Annotated in this window: 20 protein-coding genes and 2 pseudogenes; 6 read left to right on the top strand and 16 right to left on the bottom strand. The window is 64.5% G+C overall.

All coding sequences use genetic code 11. From position 1 onward, the window contains the following. Positions 1–15: 15 nt before the first annotated feature. From ACTUWL_RS11335 to ACTUWL_RS11360, 6 genes are all read right to left on the bottom strand, one after another. Positions 16–1,041 carry an ABC transporter ATP-binding protein gene (locus ACTUWL_RS11335; RefSeq protein ID WP_021076443.1) on the bottom strand — a complete coding sequence of 342 codons (1,026 nt, stop codon included), beginning with the start codon at positions 1,039–1,041 and terminating at the stop codon, positions 16–18. Then, positions 1,034–2,131 carry an ABC transporter ATP-binding protein gene (locus ACTUWL_RS11340; protein WP_021076442.1) on the bottom strand — a complete coding sequence of 366 codons (1,098 nt, stop codon included), beginning with the start codon at positions 2,129–2,131 and terminating at the stop codon, positions 1,034–1,036. The genes ACTUWL_RS11335 and ACTUWL_RS11340 overlap by 8 nt, the downstream gene beginning before the upstream one ends. Positions 2,132–2,135: 4 nt before the next feature. Next, positions 2,136–2,336, bottom strand: a complete 201-nt coding sequence (locus ACTUWL_RS11345) for a hypothetical protein (RefSeq protein ID WP_021076441.1) — start codon at positions 2,334–2,336, stop codon at positions 2,136–2,138. Beyond that, positions 2,333–3,295, bottom strand: coding sequence for a carbohydrate ABC transporter permease (locus ACTUWL_RS11350; RefSeq protein WP_021076440.1), 963 nt, complete (start codon positions 3,293–3,295; stop codon positions 2,333–2,335). Before ACTUWL_RS11350 ends, ACTUWL_RS11345 begins: the two co-directional genes overlap by 4 nt. Continuing rightward, a complete protein-coding gene (locus ACTUWL_RS11355) occupies positions 3,292–4,224 on the bottom strand; it encodes a carbohydrate ABC transporter permease (protein ID WP_021076439.1) in 933 nt (310 codons plus the stop codon). Before ACTUWL_RS11355 ends, ACTUWL_RS11350 begins: the two co-directional genes overlap by 4 nt. Positions 4,225–4,334: 110 nt before the next feature. Continuing rightward, a complete protein-coding gene (locus ACTUWL_RS11360; RefSeq protein ID WP_021076438.1) occupies positions 4,335–5,693 on the bottom strand; it encodes an ABC transporter substrate-binding protein in 1,359 nt (452 codons plus the stop codon). Positions 5,694–6,069: 376 nt separating this feature from the next. Here ACTUWL_RS11360 and ACTUWL_RS11365 point away from each other — a divergent pair, with 376 nt between their 5' ends. Next, the gene (locus ACTUWL_RS11365) at positions 6,070–6,645 is read left to right on the top strand and encodes a tautomerase family protein (protein ID WP_106940175.1); all 576 of its coding nucleotides are present in this window, start codon (positions 6,070–6,072) and stop codon (positions 6,643–6,645) included. A 73-nt stretch (positions 6,646–6,718) separates the two neighbouring features. Here the strand turns inward: ACTUWL_RS11365 and ACTUWL_RS11370 are convergent, their stop codons facing one another. Continuing rightward, positions 6,719–7,105, bottom strand: a complete 387-nt coding sequence (locus ACTUWL_RS11370) for a c-type cytochrome (RefSeq protein ID WP_021076436.1) — start codon at positions 7,103–7,105, stop codon at positions 6,719–6,721. Between the two features lie 16 nt (positions 7,106–7,121). After that, on the bottom strand, positions 7,122–9,077 hold the full coding sequence (locus ACTUWL_RS11375) for a thiamine pyrophosphate-binding protein (RefSeq protein ID WP_021076435.1): 1,956 nt from the start codon (positions 9,075–9,077) through the stop codon (positions 7,122–7,124). Positions 9,078–9,685: 608 nt separating this feature from the next. On the opposite strand from ACTUWL_RS11375, the gene ACTUWL_RS11380 reads away from it, so the two are divergent. Both ACTUWL_RS11380 and ACTUWL_RS11385 read left to right on the top strand, forming a co-directional pair. Further along, entirely contained in the window at positions 9,686–9,937 is a 252-nt protein-coding gene (locus tag ACTUWL_RS11380; RefSeq protein ID WP_035649763.1) for a hypothetical protein, read from the top strand. Between the two features lie 234 nt (positions 9,938–10,171). After that, entirely contained in the window at positions 10,172–10,351 is a 180-nt protein-coding gene (locus ACTUWL_RS11385; protein WP_035649761.1) for a hypothetical protein, read from the top strand. A 10-nt stretch (positions 10,352–10,361) separates the two neighbouring features. Here the strand turns inward: ACTUWL_RS11385 and ACTUWL_RS11390 are convergent. Continuing rightward, a pseudogene (locus tag ACTUWL_RS11390) lies at positions 10,362–10,565 on the bottom strand (TetR/AcrR family transcriptional regulator); the annotation flags it as partial. 28 nt (positions 10,566–10,593) lie between these two features. Here ACTUWL_RS11390 and ACTUWL_RS11395 point away from each other — a divergent pair. Continuing rightward, positions 10,594–10,806, top strand: a pseudogene (locus ACTUWL_RS11395) (O-methyltransferase); the annotation flags it as partial. On the opposite strand, the gene ACTUWL_RS11400 reads toward ACTUWL_RS11395, so the two are convergent. From ACTUWL_RS11400 to ACTUWL_RS11410, 3 genes are all read right to left on the bottom strand, one after another. Beyond that, the gene (locus tag ACTUWL_RS11400) at positions 10,786–12,168 is read right to left on the bottom strand and encodes a TRAFs-binding domain-containing protein (protein ID WP_021076431.1); all 1,383 of its coding nucleotides are present in this window, start codon (positions 12,166–12,168) and stop codon (positions 10,786–10,788) included. The pseudogene ACTUWL_RS11395 and the gene ACTUWL_RS11400 overlap by 21 nt on opposite strands. A gap of 12 nt (positions 12,169–12,180) precedes the next feature. Then, positions 12,181–12,708, bottom strand: coding sequence for a hypothetical protein (locus ACTUWL_RS11405; protein ID WP_021076430.1), 528 nt, complete (start codon positions 12,706–12,708; stop codon positions 12,181–12,183). Positions 12,709–12,972: 264 nt separating this feature from the next. After that, positions 12,973–13,218: a hypothetical protein gene (locus tag ACTUWL_RS11410; RefSeq protein WP_146160354.1), complete on the bottom strand. Its 246-nt coding sequence runs from the start codon at positions 13,216–13,218 to the stop codon at positions 12,973–12,975. On the opposite strand from ACTUWL_RS11410, the gene ACTUWL_RS11415 reads away from it, so the two are divergent. Beyond that, positions 13,217–14,641 carry a toll/interleukin-1 receptor domain-containing protein gene (locus ACTUWL_RS11415; RefSeq protein ID WP_021076429.1) on the top strand — a complete coding sequence of 475 codons (1,425 nt, stop codon included), beginning with the start codon at positions 13,217–13,219 and terminating at the stop codon, positions 14,639–14,641. The genes ACTUWL_RS11410 and ACTUWL_RS11415 overlap by 2 nt on opposite strands. A gap of 25 nt (positions 14,642–14,666) precedes the next feature. Here ACTUWL_RS11415 and ACTUWL_RS11420 read toward each other — a convergent pair whose 3' ends face one another. The 3 genes from ACTUWL_RS11420 to ACTUWL_RS11430 all read right to left on the bottom strand — a co-directional run bounded on the left by ACTUWL_RS11420 (position 14,667) and on the right by ACTUWL_RS11430 (position 16,891). Continuing rightward, positions 14,667–15,401 (bottom strand): hypothetical protein, encoded by a 735-nt coding sequence (locus ACTUWL_RS11420; RefSeq protein WP_021076428.1) that lies wholly within the window; start codon positions 15,399–15,401, stop codon positions 14,667–14,669. Between the two features lie 110 nt (positions 15,402–15,511). Beyond that, a complete protein-coding gene (locus ACTUWL_RS11425; protein WP_021076427.1) occupies positions 15,512–15,754 on the bottom strand; it encodes a hypothetical protein in 243 nt (80 codons plus the stop codon). Between the two features lie 138 nt (positions 15,755–15,892). Beyond that, positions 15,893–16,891, bottom strand: a complete 999-nt coding sequence (locus ACTUWL_RS11430; RefSeq protein ID WP_373010200.1) for an NAD(P)H-dependent flavin oxidoreductase — start codon at positions 16,889–16,891, stop codon at positions 15,893–15,895. 66 nt (positions 16,892–16,957) lie between these two features. Here ACTUWL_RS11430 and ACTUWL_RS11435 point away from each other — a divergent pair, with 66 nt between their 5' ends. After that, positions 16,958–18,520 carry an AMP-binding protein gene (locus tag ACTUWL_RS11435; protein WP_021076425.1) on the top strand — a complete coding sequence of 521 codons (1,563 nt, stop codon included), beginning with the start codon at positions 16,958–16,960 and terminating at the stop codon, positions 18,518–18,520. A gap of 152 nt (positions 18,521–18,672) precedes the next feature. Here the strand turns inward: ACTUWL_RS11435 and ACTUWL_RS11440 are convergent, their stop codons facing one another. Next, entirely contained in the window at positions 18,673–20,820 is a 2,148-nt protein-coding gene (locus ACTUWL_RS11440) for a hybrid sensor histidine kinase/response regulator (RefSeq protein WP_021076424.1), read from the bottom strand. Positions 20,821–21,010 lie beyond the last annotated feature (190 nt).

Raw genomic sequence — 21,010 nt, forward strand, 5'->3', positions numbered from 1 at the left:
GATCCTCTCGCCCCTCTAATGAACCGCCGCGGCAATCCGCTGCCCCGCACGGTCGAAACACAACGGATGCACCAGCTGCAAATCGACCTCCTGGCCGGCCTGCAGCGGCTGATGCGGATCCGCCAGCGTCACCAGCGTCTCGCCCTTATAGTCCAGATGAATATGATTCTGCTCGCCGAGGTGCTCGACCCGATGCACGCGGGCGACCATCCGCCCGCCATTGCGCGCGGCGAGCTGAAGATGCTCGGTGCGAATGCCGACCGTCTCGGTTCCCTGCGGCATCGCCACATCGGAGAGCAGTCGCGCCGGCAGGAAGTTGATCTGCGGCGTGCCGAGCCGCGAGGCGACGTAGCTGCTGGACGGGCTTTCGTAGATCTCGCGGGGCGTGCCGAGCTGAAGCAACTGGCCGTCTTTGATCACGCCGATGCGTGAGGCCATCGTCATCGCCTCGACCTGATCGTGGGTGACATAAAGAATAGTCGCGCCGAGCTCGATCTGGATCCGCTTGAGTTCGAGCCGAAGTTCGCTGCGGAGTTTTGCGTCGAGCGAGGACAGCGGCTCATCCATCAGATAGATCGAGGGATCGCGCACCAGGGCGCGGCCGATCGCCACCCGCTGCATCTCGCCACCGGACAGCCGGGTGGCGCGGTTGTTCAGCTTGCTTGCGATATGCAATAGCTCCGCGGTCTGCTCGACGCGCTTGCGGATGATCGGCTCCGCCACCCGCCGCGCCGGAGAACGCAGTGGAAACGCCAGATTGTCGTAGACTGTGAGATGCGGATACAGCGAGTATTGTTGGAACACGAAGGCGATGTCCCGCGAGCCCGGCGGATCGTGCGTCACGTCGCGCCCGTCGATCATCACGGAGCCCGCATCCGGGCTTTCGAGCCCGGTGATCAGCCGCAGCGTCGTGGTCTTGCCGGCGCCGCTCGGTCCGAGCAGCACCAGGAACTCGCCGTCGCTCACCGTCAGCGAGAGGTCGCGGACCGCTTCCACCGCGCCGAAGCGCTTGGTGACGTTGCGCAGGGTGACGTCAGCCATGGCGCGGGCTCTCCTTGCTGGCGGTCTTGATCGCAAGGCCGCTGCCGATGTCGAACAGCGCCAGCCGCTCGGCGTTGAATTCAAGACCGATGGTCTCGCCGATCCGCACCGATGCGCTGGAGGGCAGCCGCGCCGCGACCCGGCCATAGGCGGTGTCGACGGTGACGATCTGGGTGGTGCCGAGATATTCCGCGCCGAACACCTCGCCGCGCACGGCGCCAGCGTCGGCGAAGCGGATATGCTCCGGACGGACGCCGAGCGCCAATGGTGCGCTGGCGCGATCCTCGCGGATCTCCGGCACCGCGAGCCTCGTGTCATGAAAGCTGACGGCGCGATCGCCGGATTGCAGGCCGCCCTCGAAGCGCAGGAAGTTCATCGGCGGCGAGCCGATGAAATCGGCGACGAACATGCTCGCCGGCCGGTCGTAGACCTCCTGCGGCGTGCCGATCTGCTCGACCCGTCCCTTGTTCATGACGGCGATCTGGTCGGCCATCGACATCGCCTCGAGCTGGTCATGCGTGACATAGACGGTGGTCGCCTTGATGCGATCGTGCAGGTCGCGCAGCTCGCCGCACATCAGATGGCGGAACTCGGCGTCGAGCGCGCCGAGCGGTTCGTCCATCAGGAACGCCTTCGGCCGCCGCACCATCGCGCGGCCGAGCGCGACGCGCTGCCGGTCGCCGCCGGAGAGTTTCGAGGTCTTGCTCGACAGCAGATGCTCGATCCGCAGCATCCGCGCGGTCTCCTGCACCCGCTCGCGGATCTCGCGCCTCGCCATGCCCTGGCACTTCAGCGGGAAGCCGATGTTCTCCCCGACATTCATGTGCGGGTAGAGCGCGAACAGCTGGAACACGAAGGCGATATCGCGGGCTGCGGCGCGGTGGAACGTGACGTCCTCGCCGTCGAGCAGGATCTTGCCTTCGGTCGGCAGCTCGAGGCCGGCGATCATGCGCAAGGTGGTGGTCTTGCCGCAGCCGGAGGGCCCGAGCATCGCGAAGAACGTGCCGTCGTCGATCGTGAAGGTCGAGCCTTCCACCGCAGTGAACTGATCGAACGACTTGCGCAGGTTCTCGATGCGGATCTGTGCCATGGCCCTATTCCGGAAAATGGCTGACGATGACGAAGCCGACCGTGCCGGCCAGGATCGTCGCGAAGGAGTAGCTGTAGAGATCGATCGACCACGGCTGCACCAGCATGATGATGCCGCCACCGATCAAGGTCATCGCGACGGCCTCCCACGGCCCGCGACGAAACCAGCGAGATACTCCACTCTTGGTGGCCACAGCGCCGCTCATTTGCGCACCGCTCCGAAGGTGATGCCGCGCAGCAGATGCTTGCGGAGCAGCACGGTGAACATGACGATCGGGACGACGAAAAGCGTGGTCGCGGCGGCAACCGCCGGCCAGTCCTGCCCGCCCTCGCCGATGATGAAGGGGATGAACGGCGGCATGGTCTGCGCCTCGCCGCTGGTCAGCAGCACCGCGAAGGCATACTCGTTCCAGGAGAAGATCAGGCAGAAGATCGCGGTCGCCGCTATCCCGGTGACGGCCTGCGGCAACACCACCTTGCGCAGCGCCTGCAGCCGCGTATAGCCGTCGACCAGCGCCGCCTCCTCATACTCGCGCGGGATCTCGTCGATGAAGCCCTTGAGCAGCCAGACCGCAAGCGAGACGTTCACGGCGGTGTAGAGCAGGATCATGCCGAGCCGCGTGTCGGTCAGGTTGAGCTGCCGGTACATCAGATAGATCGGGATCGCCACCGCGACCGGCGGCATCATGCGCGTCGACAGGATGAAGAACAGCAGATCGTCGGCCAGCGGAATGCGGAAGCGCGAGAACGCATAGGCCGCGAGCGTTCCGAGGAAGACCGCAAGGAAGGTCGAGCCGAAACCGATGATCAGCGAGTTAACGAAGCGCGGCACGACCTTCGAGGGACCTGCGATCACCATGTCCCGCTTGCGCACCAGCTGGTCGTACCATGTCTCGGGCGGCGGCAGCTTGGCGATGAAGTCCGGCGTCTGGCGCGTCCGCACCGTGAACAGGTTGACATAGCCTTCGAGGGTCGGCTCGAAGATCACCTTGGGCGGATAGGCGATCGCATCGCTCTGCGACTTGAACGCGGTGGCGACGATCCACAGCAGCGGCAGGATCGTGATCACGGCGTAGAGGATGACGAGGCCGCCGGCGAACGCCTTGGTCCGCGGCGAGGCTTCGACGATCGAATGTGCGGTGGATCTGGTGGCGGCAGCGGTCATCGTTGCTTCACCTTGTTGAGCGTCTTGACGTAGATGTTGGCGGCACCGAACACGGTCACGAACAGGATGATGGCGAGCGCCGAGGAATAGCCGGTGCGCCACTTCTCGAACGCCGCGCGCTTCAGCGAGATCGACACCAATTCGGTGGTCGAGCCCGGCCCGCCGGAGGTCAGGAGATTGACCATGTCGAACATCTTGAAGTTCTCGATGGCGCGGAACAGCACCGCAAGCATCAGGAACGGCACCGTCATCGGCAGCGTGATCGACCAGAACTGCCGCCAGGCCGAGGCACGGTCGACCTCCGCCGCCTCGTAGATGTAATCGGGGATCGAGCGCAGCCCGGCGAGGCAGATCAGCATGACGTAGGGCGCCCACATCCAGGTATCGACCAGCACGATGGTCCACGGCGCGAGCGACACCTGCCCGGTCATGCTGAACGAGCTCGGCGGCACACCCGTGAACAGGCTGATCAGATAATTGAACGGCCCGATCTGCGGCTGCAACAGCAGCGTCCAGAAATTGCCGACCACCGCCGGCGACAGCATCATCGGCAGCAGGATGATCGTGGTCCAGAAGCTGTGGCCGCGAAACTGCCGGTTGATCAGCAGCGCAAGACCGAAGCCTACGACCACCTGCAACGCCACCGACGAGATCACGAACTGCGCCGTGGTCTGCAGCCGGAACCAGACATCCTCGTCGGTGAGGATGTCCCTGAAATTGTCGAGACCAACGAACCGCAGCGGCAGATAGGACATACTGAGGTTGAGGTTGGTGAAGGACAGCCGGATCATCCAGATCAGCGGAAAGATGTTGATCGCGAGCAGCAGCGCGATCGTCGGCGCGACGAACAGCCAAGCAATGGCCCGGTCAGACAGGCCGCGGACGCGCCGGGCGTCGCGGGATTTAACAGGCGTGCTCACGCCTGGCATCGTAGCATGATCGGGTTGCGAGATCGTCGTCATCGTGTCCATCGGCTGGGCTGGTTCGGCTTCCCCGGGGGCGGCCCTCGAGGAAGCCGGTTCAGGTGGAGTGTGGGCTTCTATTGCGAGGCGACTTCCTTGCCCTGCTCCTTGAAGACCTTGGTCCAGTCCTTGACCAGGAGATCCAGCGCCTGCTGCGCCGTGCCCTTGTCGGCAACGACGTAGTCATGCACCCGCTTCTGCATGTCGAGCAGCAGCTGCGCGTAGGACGGCTCGGCCCAGAAGTCCTTGACGATGCCCATCGACTCCAGGAATTGCGGCGCGAACGCCGCGCTCTTCGGGAACTCGGGCGCGTCGACCACCGCCTTCAACGCCGAATAGCCGCCGATCTGCCACCATTTCTGCTGCACGGCGGGCTGCGCGAACCACTTGATGTAGGCAAGCGCGTCGTCCTTGTGGTCGGAGGTTGCCACCACCGAGATGCCCTGGCCGCCGAGCTGGGTGAAATGCCCCTTCGGGCCGGCCGGATTGACGAAGAAGCCGATCTTGTCGCCGCCGACATTCGGATCCTTGTAGAGGCCGGGGAAGAACGCGAACCAGTTCATCTGCATCGCGACCTGGCCGGACTTGAAGGCATCGAGGCCTTCCTGCATGTAGGCGTTGGTCATGCCGGGCGCCGTGCAGCACTTGTAGAGCTCCTTGTAGAACTCGAGCCCCTTGGCCGCGTCGGCGGAATTGACGATGCCCTGCATCTGGTACGGCTTCTTCGGATTGTCGTAGGCGAAGCCGTAATTGTACAGCACGTTGGTCACGCCCATCGTGATGCCTTCCGAGCCGCGCTCGGTGAAGATGTAGGCGCCGTAGACTTTCTTGCCGTCGATCTCGCGGCCCTGGAAGAACTCGGCGACCTGCTTCAGCTCGTCATAGGTCTTCGGCGGCGCCAGGTCGCGGCCGTACTTGGCCTTGAACGCGGATTGAATCTCGGGTCGCGAGAACCAGTCCTTGCGATAGGTCCAGCCCACCGCGTCGGCCATGGCCGGCAGCGCCCAGTAGTTCGGCGTGTTCTTCGGCCATTGCGAATAGCCGACGACGGTCGCCGGGACGAAGTCGTCCATCGAGATCTTCTCCTTGTCGAAGAAGTCGTTGAGCTTGACGTACCACTTGTTCTCGGCGGCGCCGCCGATCCACTGGCTGTCGCCGATGATCAGGTCGCAGAGCTTGCCGTGGGAGTTGAGCTCGTTGAGGAAGCGATCGGCGTAGCTCGTCCAGGGGACGAACTCGTATTTCATCTCGATGCCGGATTGCTTGGTGAAGTCCTTGCCGAGCTCGACCAGCGCGTTGGCCGGATCCCACGCCGCCCAGCACAGCGTGAGCTGCTTGCCTTGCGCCGCGGCTTGCCCGCCGCCGAGAACGCCGAGTGCAGCGACCGCAACGACCGCGGACGCCGCCGTACTACGCAACCATCCCAATGTTCGCATAATCCATTTCCTCCCTATCGTTGAAGCACCTGACCCGCTCGGCGCATCCTGCCGGATTGACGCCGACACTCCGAAACCGAGTTGATGAGCGATGATGGAGAGCGAGACGAAACGCATCCGGACATTGCGGTCCGGATGGGCTGGGCTCCTCCCACACATCGGCTCGATGCGTGATGTTTATCGTTCTTGTAATACTAAACGTATTACTAAATTCCGGAACCCGTCAAGCCGGTTTCTGACGAGAAACGATGATGGACAGATCGCCATAAATGCCTGCACGAACCACCGCAATGCAGCAATGCCGGATGGCGAAAAACACCAGGGCCGGCTCGGCTTGATGTTTAGTTTGGCATTTTACTGAACGTTCAGCGTGGAGATGAAGACCCCGGCTGGCGTCCGACGCGGTTACGCGCGACCTCACCAAAATGACGAGAACGCGATCGCAGGCGAACTTCGGCACGATCGAAGCGCGGCATCGGAACATCCGAATTGTGAACGCCGCCGCGTCCCATACGCTTGCTCGAACTTCGGCAATCGGCTTGCAGCCCAAAAGGGGACCAACATGCCTGACGTTCTCGTCGAGACAAGGGAAGGCTGGCTCGCCGGCCGAAGCGACCAGTTCCTGTCCGCCATTCAGGACGCGATCAGCACAACACTCAGAACGCCACTACACGACAAGATTCTTCGGCTCGTGCAGCATGCACACGAGAACTTCGCGATTCCGGATTGGGCGAGCGAACGCTTCACCCATATCGAGATCACGATGTTTCCCGGCCGAGCCATCGCGACCAAACGCACGCTCTACAAGGCCATCGTGGACAGGCTGCAAAGCTTCGGTGTCCCGGCTAACGACGTCAAGATCATCCTGATCGAAGTGTCGCGCGAGAATGTCGCGATGCGCGGCGGATATGCCGCTTCCGATTTCGACATCGGATACGAGACAGCCGTCTAGCTAAGCGCCCGAGCGGCGTACGCCGGAACTTGAACACATGAAATGAGCTGCCACCGTGCGGGGCGGAGATCCCTCACTGGTTCAGGTTCGGCGGAATGTCCTTGGCCGCCTTCGGTCCCGGCAGCGAGCTGAGATAGGCGTGGATGTCGGCGGCATCCTTGTCCGACAGCACGTCGGCCGAGAATGACGGCATGTCGTTCGGCGCCTCGCGCAGGAAGGCGATGAAGGATTCCACCGGCAGCGCGATCTGCGCCAGCGCCGGCGTCAGATAGTTGAAGCGGCCGCCCTGCCCGGCGCGGCCGTGGCATTCGAAGCAGCCGTCGGCAAGATAGAGCCGCTTGCCGTTGACGGGATCGCCGGCCGGCGCGTCCTCGGCGCGCGATGTGACGACGCCGGCAACGAGAGCTCCCGCGATCGCCGCGACGGCTGCAAGGCGCTTCAGCGTTCGACTGATGGTCATAACTGCCACCCCCGCTTCACCGCTGATCCATCACGACGTCGAGCAGCGCCGGCTGGCCGCTCTTGACCATCGCGATCGCGCGCTTCAGCGCGGGCGCCAGCGCATCCGGATCGCGGATCGGCCCCTCGCCATAGACGCCGAAGCCCTTGGCGAGGGTGGCATAGTCGACGAACGGATCCTTGATCGTGGTGCCGATATCGGCGTTGGTGATGCCGCGGCTGAGGCGTGCCGCCATCGCCTGCAGATACATGTATTCCTGATGATAAGCGCGGTTGTTGTGCACGATGTAGAGCATCGGGATCTGGTGATGCGCGGCGGTCCACAGCGTCGACGGCACGAACATGAAGTCGCCGTCGCCGCCGATCGCAACCGTCAAGCGTCCGTGCCGCTTGTTGGCGAGCGCGGCCCCGAGCGATGCCGGCAAGGTGTAGCCGACACCGCCGCCGCCGGCGACGCCGTTCCATTGATGCGGCTTGGTGAAATTCCATAAGCGATGCGGCCATGCGAGGCCGATCGAGGTGCCGACCAGCGACCAGTCCTCGTCCTTGATCTGGCTGTAGAGCTCGGCGCACAGCCGCGCCGTGGTGATCGGGCTCGCATCCCAGCCGATCGTGGCGTCGAGCTTGGCCTGCTCGACGGTGGCGAGCTTGGCTGCCGCGAGCTTCTTGCCGCGCGCGTCGAACACGGTCTTGCGACCCTCGTCGACCAGCCGCTTCACCTGCTCGGTCAGCACCGGCAGGCTCGCTTCGGCATCACCTGATATGTCGAGATCGACCTCCTGGTAGCGGCCGAAATCCTGGTAGTTGGCCTTCATGTAGAGGCCGCGGGTGCCGAGCGTGACGATCTTGGCGGTCTTCTTGTAGCGCGGCTCCGAGCTGCGCACGATGCGATCGTGGAAATCGCTGAGCGAGCCCCAGATGTCGTTGACCTCCATCGCCAGGATCAGATCGGCCTGCGACAGGATCGAGCGGCGGAACGACTGGTTCAGCGGATGGCGCGAGGGAAAATTCATTCGGCCGTAATTGTCGATCACGGCGCATTGCAGGGTTTCGGCAAGCTCCACCAGCCGCGGCATGCCGGCCGGCGTGCGCGCCATCCGGTCGCACAGGATCACTGGATTTTCTGCCGCCACGAGCATCTTCGCGAGCTGGGCCAGCGCCGCGTCGTCGCCCTGCGGCGGGGTCGCCGGGGTGAATTTCGGGATCCGGAGGCGGTCGCGATTCTCGATCGGATTTTCCTGCAGCTCCTGGTCGAGCGACAGCATCACCGGCGCCATCGGCGGCGTGGTCGAGATCTTGTAGGCGCGCATTGCCGATTCAGCGAAGTGCTGCAGCGAGGCCGGCTGATCGTCCCACTTGACGAAGTCGCGCGTGAGCGCCGCGGGGTCGATCGCCGAATGCGGCCATTCGGCGCCCGGCGCGCGCTTGTCGGCTTCCATGATGTTGCCGCCCATCACAATGACGGGGACGCGATCACACCAGGCGTTGTACATCGCCATCGACGCGTGCTGCAGCCCGACCACGCCATGGCAGATCATGGCGAGCGGCTTGCCTTCCATCTTGGCGTAGCCCTGGCCCATATGCACCGCGATCTCTTCATGCGGGCAGGTGATGATCTCGGGCTTCTTGTTGCCGCCATGATTGATGACCGCCTCGTGCAGGCCGCGGAAGCTCGACGCGCAGTTCATCGCGAGATACTCGATGTCGAGCGTCTTGAGCACGTCGACCATGAAGTCGCCGCCGCTCGAGGTCTGATTGACCGGATCTGCCGGCGGCGGCATCGCATCCGCAGCCGCGAGCTTCGCGCCGGGCGGCGCCGCTTTGGGTCGCGGCTCCGGAAACGCTGACATCGCGGTGTTGGCCGCAGCCGGGGTGCCCAGCGCTGCCGCGCCGGCGATCGTTGCACCTTTCAGGAAATTGCGGCGGCTGGAATCGGGCGCGCCATCGCGGCGCGAGTTGCTTCGCTTCGACATGGCGTCCTCTCCGGGAACTTCAACCAGATGCCTACGAGCTCATTGCTTGTTGGCATCAGTGTCGTCCCGAAGCTCGCGAGCCGTCAATACACAGACGCGTAAGCGTGCAGCTTTTGGCTGAGATGCTCCGCAAGATTGGCATGGGAAGCCAGACAATGCGGTCACGCATTGCTACGTGCCGCGCAGGTTGCGTTGACGGACTCAGCCCCGCACGCGACGGCTGAGACGGGCGCAGATCATGGCCGCCGTCGCACGGCCCGCATCCGACGCCTTCGGCAAGATCTCGGCCGCCAGACGGAATTTGCCGTCATATTTTGGCCATAGCCCGTTTCTTAAAGGCCCGGGCGGGCCATGTCCCGCCTCTGTTTTGCGTCGTCCGGCCGCTGCGGTCGCTTCGCAACCAAATCGCAGATCATCGCTGCGCCTCCCCCACAACACGGATGGTCTGCCAACAACAAGAGGACTTTGTAATGCGTAAAACTCTCGCGGCTGTCGCCGTGCTCCTGGCCTTTGCTTCATCCGCTGCCGAAGCCCGCGGCCGTCATCATAACCATCGACATTACGCACACGGACATTCCGGTCGCCCGGCGGCGTGGTGCGGCTGGTTCATGCGCACGCAGGTCGGCAGCGACCCGGGTCCGCAATACAATCTGGCGCGATCCTGGGCGCGATACGGCACCAATGCCGGCGGCCCTTCGGTCGGCGCGATCGTCGTCTGGCGCCACCACGTCGGCAAGATCGTGGGTCAAGAGAACGGCCAGTGGATCGTGCAGAGCGGGAATGACGGACACGCCGTGCGCACGCGGCCGCGTTCGCTCGCCGGCGCCATCGCGTTCCGCAACGCCTACGCCCAGTTCTAGAGCATGATCCGGAAAAGTGGGAAGCGGTTTTCCGAAAAGATCATGCTCGAACAAAGAGCCAAAGCGCGATGACGATTCGACCCAATCTCATCGCGCTTCAGGGAACTTCGCTTCAGCGCTGACATCCGAGCGTGCGACGCCGAGCGGTATACGAACCGTTCATCATCGCGGCTTACGCTCAAGCGGGGTTTCGCCTGAAGCCCTCAGACGGGCGCCGTCACCTGAGTTGACCAGGTGGCGGCGCTTTTTCAGGAATGCACCAGCTTGCCTCAGAAATCGAAAAAAGCCGCGCCAGTCTCCACGACTGCTTCCTGTTGGTCGGCCGCTTACGTCAGCTTCTGCAATGGCGTGACGGTTTTCGCTGTGACCGGCGGCGTTCTCGGCTTCCTGCTGGCCGCCAAGCGCTATCTCTAGACGGCGCATCTCAGCGCCTTACCTGGCTGCTCAGATAGGCGCAGAACATGTCAGCCATGGCGTCGGCATAGGCCTTGATCTCCGCGCGCGTTCGCGGGCTCTCCGAGAAATTCTGGCCCACCGTGCTCAGCGTCGTCTTGATCAGATCGCCGGCCATCGCGCGGATCGCGTCGGAGGTTTGCGGCAATGCCTCGCGCATGAAGGCCGCGACGATGGCGACGGCCGGCTGATCACATCCGACCGATGCGATCGATCTGGTGCTGCTCGACGGCGCCAAGGCGCTCTATCCCGACATCCTCGATCTCGTCGAGAGCCGCCTGAAGCCGGACGCCTACGTCGTCGCCGACAACGCCGATTACAGCCCCGACCATCTGGCGCGGGTGCGCTCGCCGGAGAGCGGTTACGTGTCGGTGCCGTTCGGCGGAGACGTCGAGCTATCGATGTGGCTCGGCTGAGGCAGATGCCGGCAGAGCGCGCGAGGGTGGCCCCTTGATCTTGTCGATGACGGCGGACAGCCGCGCGCGCTTTGCCTCGTCGTTGACATACTGGAGGCTGACCTGGAGGTCGCGAAGAACACTGCTCACTTTCCACTTCGCTTGCCCCTCGGCAATCACCTGCACCGCCAACTCCTCGGCCTTGTCCGGCTCACCGAGATCGAAGGCCGCAGCAAGCAGGGTCGGGCGCAGCCATTCGTCAGCGAGCTTCAGCGACCTCGCGCGCTCGCAAGCAGCGATCGCAAATCGGACAGTATCTTGTGCAAGATCCTCATCGCCCTTCTCCGCGCGGGCACGATAGAGCCGAGGCAGATTGCTCGAGCAGTAGTAAGCATTGAAATCAAGCCGCATTCCTCGTTCATAGCAGTCGATTGCCTGGTCGCGCCGCTGTCGGCGATCGTCCTCGTCCGAGGCATCGTCTGCGAGGCGTTTATAGCGGCCTCCCATCAGGCCAAGACGCTCCGGGGTTGGCCCCGCAAAATCAATCAGTGTTTGAATCTCGGCGATGGCGTCGGTGGGGTTGCCGACTTGAGCAAGCGCGAACGCACGATTCTCCTGCACTTCCGGCTCATTGGCGAAGAGATCAGGCAGCTTGCATATGTAATCGAGCACCAAGCTCCAATCGGCCTTGCTGTCGACGCAGTCGCGCAGCAGCAACAACAACGCGAGCGCCTTCGCATAGGTCGCCGGCGGATTGCCCTCCGCGGCAATCAACTCCGCAGCACGCTTCATGCGATCTTTCTCCGCGGCTGCGCGCACCGCGCGTATCTTGGTCTGAAACGCGGCTTGCTCTGCGAGCTGCCCGCGCATCGTTATTGCCTTGCGTGGGTCAACCTTGTCGGGATAACCCGGTATCGACTGGTGCATCGGCGAAATCCCCGCGGCAAGCGCCTTGATCGGCTCCTTGATCGCGGCCTGCATCGCGGCGGCGGTTTCTGGCGTGATCTCCCCTTCCGGGAGCGGGTAGCGAACGGTCCGCAACTGCACGACATCGAACAACTGCTTGGACCAGTCGGCCGCAAGCAACACGCAACCCGTCTTTTGCGATGCGTGACGAATGCCGACTTCGTAGTACACATTCCCGTTCGGAATCGTCATGTCGGCCAGCACGAGATCGGCGAAGTAGATCCGCTCCAGCATTTCGCTGACGATCAACGCACTGGTGTCCTGATCGGCGCGTACCGGCTCATAGCCCAGCGCCTTGATGGCCGGAACGTAGGCACGATCCCAAAGCGCGTTGAAGTCGATTTCGGCCGGCCCACGACCGGATTCGGCCTGGGTCGGCTTGCGACCGTAAGGCATGATCATGAAACACGACGGCATTCTTGAAATCTCCTAGTCCCATAATTTTTTCGTATCCAGCCAGTAAACCCACGTCGTCCTGCGCCCGGCCTCATCCATCAGGTGCTTGGCGCCGCCGGGGCCATCGCCGCCTTCGCCGTTCCACAAGCAGACGAAGGCGAGCTTCTTGTCGCCGAACCGGGCGGCCCGCTCCAGCATCCATTGATTGTCACGCTCGTAGGCATTTTCGCCGGCGGGCAGCGGACCGAGCTCGTCCGGCATGACGTGGAGCGTCGCCTGCGATTTCGCCGCGAGATAGCGCGCGCGCCAATCGCCGCCGGCGAAATCGACCGACCCGGCAAGGAACGTCGGCTCGTCGAACGGAATGTAGATTTCAACCCGCATGCCCCGCGCGAGCGCGGCCTCCGCAAACAGCAGATCGCCGCCGCAGGCGCCGCCGCAAATGGCGAGATCGCCCTTGGCCGCACCGATCTTCGCAAGCGCGTCGGCGATCGCAGCGGCCGCAACCGGCTCCTTGTCCGGCGGGAAGCGTGGCGTTTTTCGATCTGGCGCATCGATCATGTGACCGCTGAAGAGAACCACTATGTTCGGTGATCCGGCGCTTTGCTCTGTGGTCATCGTGACACCCGGCTGATGATTGGATCTTTGTGTCGCGGTGACGAACTTAACTGAAGGCGATTCTCCAGTCGAAGCCGGGATCCGGGTGTCGGGGCAACAGCCGACCGATCACGGCCAAAGGCTCAATTGGGCGCGCCCTCGCTCGGCGCCCGGACGCGAAATGAAGCGATGCGTTCCCGTCGACACATCGGCCGAGTTTTGAGAACTTTAGTCAATCCATCCCAGAGCAGACCGCGCATCGCGCGCCGGTTCCCTGGGAATGTTGCACATGACACATCCTAAGGTATAGTGAGATATTTCACTGGCTGGCGGTTTTTCTTTTTCGCGGCCAATGACCGCAAATTCCAGGGACAGGCTATCATTCGGTCCGCGGCGAGACATGGAGCCGCGATATTCAGCGGACGAGACACGGCCGGCCGTCGCATAAAGTTCATGCAGATCGGATTTTGCCATGCCAAACGATTTCTCGGTGTTTATCAGCCATCGCGCCGAAGACAGATTTCTCGCGCGCCTTCTGAAGGCGCGGCTCGAGTATCTCAGCAGCCTGGACGGACAACGTTCGGTGGAATGCTTTGTGTGCGAGGAAATTCCCGGTGGCGCGGAATGGCGGCAGTGGATGATCGACAACACGGCGAGAGCCGACTGCCTGATCTTCATCCACACCAACGCCGAGCACAATTGGACGTGGTGCGCGTCCGAGATTTCGCAATTCGACGGCTACAAGCGCGCGCTGAAGCTAATGTCCAAAGTGCTTTGGTTCTCGGTCGATAGCTCGCCTTCGTTTCCGATGCTGGCGGAGAATGAATTTTACGGAATTAGCGACGACGAGGTCCGGCGGTTTCTCGAGGATCTGTTCGTGCGACCGACCTTCGGTGCCGTACCGCTGCGGCCCAAGCTGAACGCCAATCACGCCCGCGACTTCAACGAAGCGGTGAAGGACCTGCACGCGCAGTTCATGCAGATCACCCGCCCGGAAGAGCTGTTCCGTCTGCGGCTGCGCATCGTGTTCAGCGACGAACTGTCGTTCCGGCAGAAGGCCGAAACGCTGCGGGCATTGCCGCCCGCGGACCGTGCGCGCGGCTTTCTGAAGGATGCGAAACTGGAGGCGGACGCGGCCACCACCACGTTGCTGTCCGGTCCCGATACGGCTGATCTCGACTGGGAGGATCTGCTCAGCGCGCAAAACCGCTACGACAGCGGCGCCTGGCTCGACGAGTTGACGGGCTACATCGCGAATTCGTTCGCCGACGTGGATATTGCCAGCCGGCGAAGCCGCGAGCAGGTCCTCAGTCCGATATTCCGCGATTTGAAGCTGTATCAACCGGTCATTGCCCGGCTCGAATATCTCGACAGCACGCCGTTCTCGGTCGTCATCATCTTCGTGCCGATGCCGCCATTCAGCGAGGATCCAAGGCTGATGGTCGCGCAGAACATGCCGAAGGACATCGTCTTCCTGTCGATCCTGCTGCGGCTGGCGAGGCGCTTCCGATGGTCGTTTCTCGAGCCGCTCTACAACGCAGTTGAGAACCTGGACGACGACTTCACCACCAAGCGATGGGATGATCTGCTCGCGCGCTACCACGAATGCCTGGAAAACCTGGATTCGATCCTGCGGCAGGGCAACATGCGCGAGCTCGAAACCGTCGGCGACATCAAGTCGGCGATCAACATCTCCGACGACGCCCTCCTGAAGGAGATGTTCAAGGATTGGGGAACATTTCAGACGCGGCTTGCGCAGGCCATCGAAAAGAAATCACCGGGCGATGTCAGGCAGACGCTGGAGCCCTGGTTGAAGCGCAACAAGGACTTCATGAAACAGCTGCTGGTCGAGACCCAGAGCAAGGTGGAGAAGCTGCGGCCGCTGGAGGCCCGCTGAAAGCCGGCTCGACCGACCCTTGCGCTCAGATCATCGAGGCGACGCGCTCAAGGCCGATCAGGCGCGCCAGCGAGCGGACCTCGTTCTTCTGGTCCTCGCGAAGCTGGAACAGCAGCGGCATCGCCGCCGACTTCAGCTGCTGCACTTCCTCGGAGTCCGGATCGATCGGCATGCCGCCGGCGGCGGGATCGCCCTGGCGCTTGGCGTGGATCTTGCGGGCGACGGCGCGCAGCGCGGTCTCAACCGCCGGCCAGTAATATTCCTGCGACGACGACAGCTTCAGCCGATCCTTGATCCCGGCGATCTGCGCATCGCTGAGCAGGGCATAGTTCTTTTGTGGCGCCGGCTTGGCGGCAGCCTTGGGCTTCGGCGGCGCGGCGGCGGCCGGCGCAGGTACCGGCTCCGCGATCTTCGGCTGGGCGGCATCGACGGGATCACTCAGCTTCGGCAGGCCGATATCGGCGGGCTCGGCCGACGCGTAAGCTTGGCGCACGCTATCGGTCGCGCCCGGTATCGCGGCTTGCGCGCGCAGCAGCAGCGGCGACGGGTCGGCGGGGGTCACGGCCGGTCCGGCGGGCACGTCAAAGGAGGCGGCGACAAGCGTCGTGACCGCGAGCTTGTCCTGCTTGCTGGTGCGATTGGCGACCGGGCCGACGTCGGCCTGCGCCGCCGGCAGGCTGTCACGGCCCAAAATCGCTGTGATCGCGGCGCCGGCGAGAAGGAAGCATGTCAGCGCGGCGAGGGTGATGGCTCTGGTCAAAAATTACTCCATTCCCGGCCGGTGTCACCGCCAAGCTGGCCGCCAAATGCGGCGTTAGCGTGCCGTGACCGCGCCAAAGAGGTGAAATCGTCCCGAAACGGCCCGAAAAATCAGGCCGCAGCGTCAAGCTCATAGGCTTCCTGGATGTCCGCCACGATCTCATGCGCGGTCCAGAGGGCGCCGGGCTGGACCGTTTGCAGGCTGACCGTCCAGTTGGTGCGGCGGGTGCGCGGCGTGCTGACGATGTCGAATTCGACCTGGCGGCACAGCGGGTGCCGCTGCAGGGCGTAGAACACGCGGGTCCGGAGTTCGTCGAGCGATGCCGGGGTCTTGGAGAGCGCCTCAAAAGCCATGTCGCATTCCCACAACTGCCGGGCGGCCCGGCCGTATTGGCGGACCATCCCTGGCGCATAGTTGGGACTGGCATGGTTAATGCCGCGTTAAGCGGACGGGCGGGTTCTGGCGGCCAAGCGGCCGCCGTTCGCGATGGATCAGCCGAGCCGCACCCGCGCGCTCGCCGCCACATACTCGGCGATCGTCTGCGCGACGAGATCATCGACCGCGAGCACACCGGTCACCCCTGAAGCGGAGTGACCGCCGCTCCAGATGTCGCGCCAGCGCTTGGGGCGGCTTTCGCGGGCACCGATGTCGATGTCCTTGCCGATGTCGATCGCGCCACGCGCGGGCAGGTTATCGGGATCGAGACCGGCGGCCGCGATCGAGGGCCGCAGCATGTTGGTCTGCAAGCCCGTGAACGCGGTCGTGAGCAGGATGTCGTCGGCGGTCGCATCGACCAGCATCTGCTTGTATCTCGCATCAGCCATGCTCTCGCGCGTCGCGATGAACTTGGTGCCCATATAGGCGAGATCGCAGCCGAGCGCTTCCGCGGCGCGCAACGCATGGCCATCGCTGATGCCGCCGGCCAGCACGATCGGTCCGTCGAAGAATGCGCGCACCGCGCGGACGAACACGAAGGGATTGAGCCAGCCGGTCTGCCCGCCGGCGCCGGCAGTGAGCAGCACGAGCCCGTCGGCGCCGGCCGCGACCGCGCGCTCGGCGTGACGGATCGAGGCGACATCGGCAAACACCAGCGCGCCGGCCTCGTGCAGGGGCGCGAGCACCGGCGCGGGCGAGCCGACCGAGGTGATCACGAGCTCGGGCTTGTGCCGCAACAGCACGACGAGATCCTGCTGCAGCCGCGTGTTGGAGCGGTGCACGATCAGGTTCGGACAGATCGGCGCCGCCGCTTTGCCGCTTGCATCCTCTTGCGCCCGCAGGCGGCGCGCGATGTCGCCGAGCCACGCATCGAGTTGTTCCGTCTCACGGCAATTCACCGTCGGAAACGAACCGATCACGCCGTTGCGGCAGGCGGCTACCACCAGTTCGACGCCTGATACCAGAAACATCGGCGCCGCGATCAGCGGCAACCGGAGGCGATCGCGAAAGCGCGCAAGAAGATCAGCGGACAAGTTGTTTCTTCTTTGCATCATTGTGTTAGCGTTGCCGCCAACATTGGCACGCAAGAGGCCAAACACAAAGCGGGAGGAGACCACCACATGAGCAATCCGCTCCATGCATTTCCGGCCACGTGCGAGCAGACCTTGCGGGCGCTGGCGCGTTATCCGTCACGTACGGCCTTCGCGTGGCCCGGCGGCTCGCTCAGCTATCAGGGCGCGACCGACCTGATCGGACGGATGCAGAGCGTGTTCATGCGGCTCGGCTTCGCGCCGGGCACCCGCGTCGCCTTTCTCACCGCCAACCGCGCCGACAGCTGGTGCGCCGGTGTCGCCGCGCAATTGTCGCGGCTCGCCATCACTTGGCTGCATCCGCTCGGCTCACTCGACGACCAGCTGTTCCAGCTCGAGGACTCCGAGGCCGAGATGCTGATCGTCGACGGCATCACGTTTCGCGACCGCGGCGGCGAGCTTGCGGCGAAGGCGCAGGGGCTGAAGACCATCTTCACGCTCGGCCCGGCGGAATACGGCGCCGACCTGTTGCAGGTGGTCGACGACGCCGGCAGCGCGACCGCGAAAAACTTCGCCCGCGAGGACGACATCTCGACCCTGAACTACACTGGCGGCACCACCGGCAAATCCAAGGGCGCGCTGCGCTATCACCGTGAATATGGCGGCTTTGCCTCCGCGATCCTCGCCGACTTCGAGATTCCCGAGACGCCGCGCTACCTCACAGTGGCCCCCATCAGCCATGTCGCGGGTACAAAAGTGCTGCCGACCTTGATGCGCGGCGGCACCGTGCACATGCTGAAGGCGTTCGATCCTGAAGCGGTGTTCAAGACCATCGAGCGCGAGAAGATCAACTTCACGCTGTTGGTGCCGACGATGATCTACGTGATGCTGGATCATCCGGCGCTGCCAAAGGCCGACCTCTCCTCGCTCGAGCTGTTGCTGTACGGCGCGTCCGCGATGTCGCCGAGCCGGCTGGTCGAAGGCATCGAGCGGATCGGCCCGGTGTTCTCGCAACTCTACGGCCAGACCGAATGCTATCCGGTCTCGGTGCTGCGCAAGGCGGACCATGACCCGAAAACGCCGGAACTGTTCCTGTCCTGCGGTTTCCCGATCGCCGCCTGCCAGGTGAAGATCCTCGATCAGGACGACCAGGAGGTCGCGACCGGCGAAGCCGGCGAGATCTGCGTGCGCGCCACGCACGTGATGGCCGAATACTGGAAGCGGCCCGATATCACCGCCGACACGCTGAAGAGCGGCTGGCTGCACACCGGCGACATCGCGCGCAAGGACGAGCGTGGCTACCTGTTCATCCTCGACCGCAAGAAGGACATGATCGTGTCCGGCGGCTTCAACATTTTTCCACGCGAAGTCGAGGATGTCCTGTCGCAACACGCCGACGTCGCGATGGTCGCCGTGGTCGGCGTGCCCGACGACAAATGGGGCGAGGCCGTCACCGCCGTCGTGGTGGCACGCGAGGGTGCCACACCCGACGCCGACGAGCTGATCGGCCTCGTCAAGGCGAAGAAGGGCTCGGCACACGCACCGAAGCAGATCCAGTTCGTCAAGGAGCTGCCGATGACCGGCGTCGGCAAGGTAGACAAGAAGGTGCTGAAGGCGCGCTTCTGGGCGGGCCGCGACCGCATGGTGGGGTGAGGGCCCGGCTGCGCGCACAAACCGCCACCGTCATGCTGAGGAGGCCGCGCAGCGGCCGTCTCGAAGGATGCACGGCCCCGATGTTTCAGCGCGCCCCGGCCATCGCGGCGACAGCCGGGCCGTCGCCCTTCGAGACGCCGCTTCGCGGCGCCTCAGGATGACGGTGAGAGAGTGGTGGGCGCAGCAAGAGTATCCGCGCTGGCACCCGCCGCGGCCGCTTGCTGCCTCACGCCCTGTCCCAGCAGCTGATCCAGCCGCTCGCGCAGCTGATCCTGGTGGTAGGGCTTCGCCAGCCGCGGCAGATCGACCTGAAAACCGTCCGGCAGTTCGGCATAGCCGGTGGCGAGCAGGACGAGGAGCTGCGGCCGCACCTCGCGCGAGGCCGCGGCGAGCTCGATGCCGGTCATGCCGGGCATCACGTGATCGGTCATCATCAGGTCGATCTCCTGGTCGCTCCTCAGGATATCGAGCGCGTGCGGTCCGGAATTGGCACCGATCACGCGATGGCCGAGGTCCTCCAGCATCTCCATGGTCGACATCGCGATCAGCGGATCGTCGTCGACGAGCAGGATCACCGCCGAGCGCCTGACCGGCCGCGCCGCGGGCGCCGGGCTCTCCGCTTCCGGCGCGGCCGTCGCGACCGGCAGCACCAGCACCGCGGTGGTGCCCTTACCCACCGCGCTCGACAGCTGCAGCGCGCCGCCGAGCTGCACCGCGAGCCCATGCACCATCGACAGGCCGAGCCCGGTACCCTTGCCCACCGGCTTTGATGAGAAGAACGGTTCGATCGCCCGCTTCAGGACATCCGGAGCCATGCCTGTGCCGCTGTCGATCACCGACAGTTTCAGGTAGTTGCCCGGCCGCAGCGCCTGATCGCTCCTGGTCTGCTCGTTTTTGGCCTGCCAGGCCGCAAGGCGGATCTCGATCACACCGCCATCCGGCATCGCATCGCGCGCATTGATCGCAAGGTTGAGCACCGCGAGCTCGAGCTGGTTGGTATCGACGCAGGCCGGCGGCAATCCGTCGGGAATGTGGAGCCGCAACGCGATGCGCGGTCCGAGCGAGCGCTCGAGCAACTCACTCATGTCACGCACCAGCGCGCCGAGATCGACCGGCACGGCGCGCAGATCCTGCTGCCGCGCGAATGCCAACAGCCGCTGCGTCAGCGAGGCGCCGCGCTCGGCGCCCTGCAAGGCGCCGTCGACCAGCCGGTGCAGCCGCGGATCCTCCGGCAACCGCTTGCGCAGCAGATCGAGATTGCCCATCACCGCCATCAGGAGATTGTTGAAGTCGTGCGCCACGCCGCCGGTGAGCTGGCCGATCGCCTCCATCTTCTGGGCATGGCGGAGCTGCTCCTGCGCCTTCTCGCGCGCGGCGACCTCCTTCATCAGATCGGCGGTGCGCTGCTCGACCCGCTGCTCCAGCGTCGCGGTGAGCTCGGCAAGCGCGGATCGCTCGGCGGCAAGCTGCGCCAGCAGCGCCTCGCGCTCGATCTCCGCGGTCTTGCGCGCGGTGATGTCGGAGCAGACCCCGACCAGCGACCGGATGCTGCCGTCCGGCCGGCGCACCGCGCGGGCGCGGACGTCGACCCAGTGCTGACTGCCGTCGGGCCAGATGTTGCGATACTCGATCTTGTAGTCGGCGCCGGTCTTGAGCGTGTGCTCGACGACCTCCTGCCGCCGGGCGCGGTCGTCGGGATGAACCGCCTCGAGCAGGTCCTGATAGGTGAACGGCAGGTCCGCGGCGCGCCCGAAGAAGCGCTTGCAGGTCGCCGAGGCCTCCAGCTCGAAGCCCGGTATGTGCAGTTCGAGCGCGCCGAGATGGCCGGCATCGAGCGCCGTCTGCAGCAGGCTTTCGCTCTCGGTGAGGTCTTCGAGTATCGCGCGGGTCTGGTATTGGCGGCGACGGCCGCGCACCGCCGCCGCGACCAGGCTGACCAGCGTGGTCGGATGGAACGGGCGCTCGATGAAGGTCACATTGCCGAGCGCGCGGCCGAGCCGCGCCGCTTCGGGGCTGCGCTCGGGCCCACCGCCCTCGCTCATCAGCACGATCGGGAAGTCCGACCATGACGGCTGCGCGTTCAGCCAGCGCGCCAGGCCGGCGAGGTCCGCGGTCCTGACCGCCTCATCGGCGATGATGGCAAGGCCGGCGCCGCTTGCGACCTGGCGCTCGAGCTCGGCGAGGTCGCCGCAGATATTGGCGTAGTAGCCGGCCTCCTTGATCAGATGGGCAGTCCAGACGGCGTCCCGCTCGCTCGCGGCAAGGATGACCGCGCGTTCCGAGGACGGGCCGGGCATCATCGCGCCTGTCCCTGCGACGGCCGGGCGGCGGCAGCGGCCGGCACAGCACAAAGCCGCCGGGTGGCGATGACCACGGTGCCGGCGGTGGGATCGATACGCGTCATGGGGCCCCCTAACGGGGGCGAAACTCGTTCGTGCCGCCAACCGTTCCCGCGGCGCGGAGTTATTTTTGCCGCAAGGGCAGCCGCGC

It is taken from the genome of Bradyrhizobium sp. WCU1, from assembly GCF_053474805.1.